Origin of the sequence: Aeribacillus composti, from assembly GCF_007827555.1 — a bacterium.
GTDB lineage: Bacteria > Bacillota > Bacilli > Bacillales > Aeribacillaceae > Aeribacillus > Aeribacillus composti.
In genome coordinates this window covers 1-2,984 of the sequence record NZ_VISS01000064.1, presented here as the reverse complement: position 1 = coordinate 2,984, position 2,984 = coordinate 1, and the positions used below count along the sequence as shown (strand labels likewise).

Here is a 2,984-nt window from a genome sequence, read left to right as displayed (position 1 = left end):
TGTAAATTATCATTTTATCTCCGCATAAAAAGCCTTCTTTTTTGCAAATTCCTTCGGGATGTTCTTCTCCCCTTTTCTGAAAGAGTGTGCTAAATTTTTAGTAAATTGTTTCGGAGGGGGAGAACGAGACCGTGATTCGATTGTACGACTTTGGAATCGATGTGCAAACCTATGCGGACTTAGGAAAACAGAATGCTTTTCCGTCGATCCATCGTTGTCCACATTGCCAAGTCAAGCGAACCCTTTACCGTCACGGCTATTATGAACGAAATGCATTAATGGGACAAGAAGCCTATCGGATTTGGATTGCTCGTTATCGATGCACGATATGCCAAAAGACGGTTACGGTGCTTCCCACGTTTCTCTTCCCTTATTTCCAATACACGATTTGGACGATCCTCCCATGCATCAACGAGCGCCTCTCGTTTCTCTTAGACAAGGGGACACGTTCGTCAAGGTTCTTTCCTACCCGACAAGGAGTCTATTTTTATATGCGTCGACTACTCTCCAACTTACCGTGGCTTCGTTGGTTTTTTCAAACCAAAGGGAAGCGAATTCTTGGGTTGTCCGATGAACCACTCGTTCAAGCACAGGAGTGGATTCAAAAAATGGAGGAGGTCTGTTTGGAAAAACTCATCCAAGCGATGTGGAATGAACAATCTACCCATTTTTTAGCGAATAGATTCGGTGCCTAATTTGTTTCTTTTTGGATCTATTTCCAAAAGCAATCGATTCCACAAACCTTTTGCGTCGACGAGTGGAAAGTGATGGGTTATGATGAAGGCAGGACGAACCTGTTGGTTCTTCCGCAAAATCGAAGAAGGAGGAAACCCTGATGGACGAATCGGTGAGACAAGAAATCGCCCTATTTCGGTATGGATTGATCGCACCGTTAGTCAATGGGCAGGTGGATCGGACATCGTACCTGAAGGAGGTGTCAACGCGCATGCATTGGGTTCCGCACTATGGAGAGAAACGGATCGCAGCGAAGACGATTCTAGATTGGTGCACGCAGTACAAAAAAGGGGGCTTTGAGGCGCTGAAGCCAAAACGACGGTCAGACCGTGGTCATTCCCGAAGGCTGTCACCTGAAGACGAAGATCATATTTTAACCCTAAGAAAAAAACTTCCCCACATGCCCGTGACGGTGTTTTACCAACACCTTATTGAGCAGGGGGAAATCGAAAAACAACTTGTATCTTACTTTACTATATATCGATTGTGCAAAAAATACAACCTCGTGGGGAAAGAAATTTTACCGATTCCTGAACGAAAACGGTTTGCGTACGATCGAGTCAATGAGTTATGGCAAGGGGATTTGTCCCATGGTCCAATGATACGAGAGAATGGAAAAGCGCAAAAAACATTTTTGATTGCCTACATCGATGACTGTTCGCGGGTCGTACCGTACGCTCAGTTTTTCTCTTCCGAGAAATTTGACGGGTTGCGGATCGTGACCAAAGAAGCGCTGCTTCGGTACGGGAAGCCGAAACGAATTTATTCGGACAACGGCAAAATTTATCGATCGGAGACACTACAATATGCTTGCGCAGAATTAGGGATCACGCTCATTCATACGCAGCCATATGATCCACAGAGCAAAGGGAAAATCGAGCGATTTTTTAAGACGGTGCAAACTCGGTTTTCCCCGTTGTTGGAGATGAAACCGGCTACGTCGCTTCAAGAGCTGAACGAACGCTTCTGGAAGTGGCTCGAAAAAGACTACCACCGGAAGCCCCATGCGTCGTTAGACGGAAAAACGCCGCATGAAGTGTTTCAATCGCAAGTGCACGTAGTATCATTCGTGGAGGATGCGACTTGGCTGGATACGGTCTTTTTGAAGCGAGAGTTTCGCAAAGTGAAAGCCGATGGGACGATTACGTTAAACAAACAGCTGTATGAGGTTCCACCTCGGTTTATCGGACAATCAGTGGAAATTCGGTATGATGAGCAAGGGGTGTATGTATACGAAGACGGCAAAGAAGCAGCGAAAGCGACACTGGTGCGTCTGCACGATAATGCCCACGTGAAACGCCATCGATCGCCATTTACGGGACTAGGAAAGGAGGAAGGAACGGATGTATAAAACGTTCTACTCCCTTTCTCGAGAGCCGTTTTCGAAAGACACAAGTCCGTCTGAAGCATATCGAGGGTCTTCTTACGAAGAGGCATTACATGCATTGGATTACGTGAAACGAACGAAAGGAATCGGTCTACTGACAGGAGAGCCGGGGGTGGGGAAAACGTTCGCCCTTCGGACGTTCAAAGAATCGTTACATCCTTCGTTGTATCACGTGGTGTATTTCCCGTTATCAACGGGTGGTGTGATGGATTTTTATCGAGGACTAGCCTTAGGGTTAGGCGAGGAGCCGAAATACCGCAAGGTGGACTTGTTTTACCAAATTCAACAAGGAATTGAACGAATGTATCATGAACGTCGAATCACCCCTGTGATTCTGCTTGATGAAATGCATCTAGCGAAAGATGCGTTTTTGCAGGATATCGCCATTCTGTTTAATTTTCACATGGATTCAACGAATCCGTTCGTGTTGATTTTGGCAGGGCTGCCGCACTTACAGATACGACTGCGCTTGAATCACCATCGTCCGCTTCAGCAACGAATCATCATGCGATATCGGATGGGGACACTCTCCAAAGAAGAAGTGGCAGCGTACATTGAGCAGCGAATGAAGCAAGCAGGGGTAAAACACTCGATTTTTACCCCTGCGGCTCTAGAGGCAATTGCCCTACAGTCGCAAGGATGGCCACGAGTCATCAATACGTTAACGACTACCTGCCTTTTATACGGCTACCAGCTAAAAAAAGACGTGATTGACGAAGAAATTGTTCGAATGGCGGTGGAGGAAACAGGGGCATAATGAAAGGGGCCGAACGGCTCCTTTTGGTTTTACGATTCTCGTCTGAAATAGTGCGCAAACAATCGGAAAAAGCGTGCAAAATCGGAGAGAATTCGCAAACATTTT

Annotated in this window: 3 protein-coding genes and 1 pseudogene; all 4 read left to right on the top strand. The window is 46.3% G+C overall.

What is annotated here, in order from left to right:
* Positions 1-131: 131 nt before the first annotated feature.
* Positions 132-398: pseudogene (locus FB379_RS18925) on the top strand (DUF6431 domain-containing protein); the annotation flags it as partial.
* A 93-nt stretch (positions 399-491) separates the two neighbouring features.
* Complete coding sequence (locus FB379_RS18920) at positions 492-695, top strand: hypothetical protein (protein WP_235600483.1); 204 nt, start codon at positions 492-494, stop codon at positions 693-695.
* 140 nt (positions 696-835) lie between these two features.
* A complete protein-coding gene (locus FB379_RS18160) occupies positions 836-2,086 on the top strand; it encodes an IS481 family transposase (protein ID WP_066252198.1) in 1,251 nt (416 codons plus the stop codon).
* Positions 2,079-2,879 carry an ExeA family protein gene (locus tag FB379_RS18155; RefSeq protein ID WP_063389145.1) on the top strand — a complete coding sequence of 267 codons (801 nt, stop codon included), beginning with the start codon at positions 2,079-2,081 and terminating at the stop codon, positions 2,877-2,879. The genes FB379_RS18160 and FB379_RS18155 overlap by 8 nt, the downstream gene beginning before the upstream one ends.
* Positions 2,880-2,984: the final 105 nt, after the last annotated feature.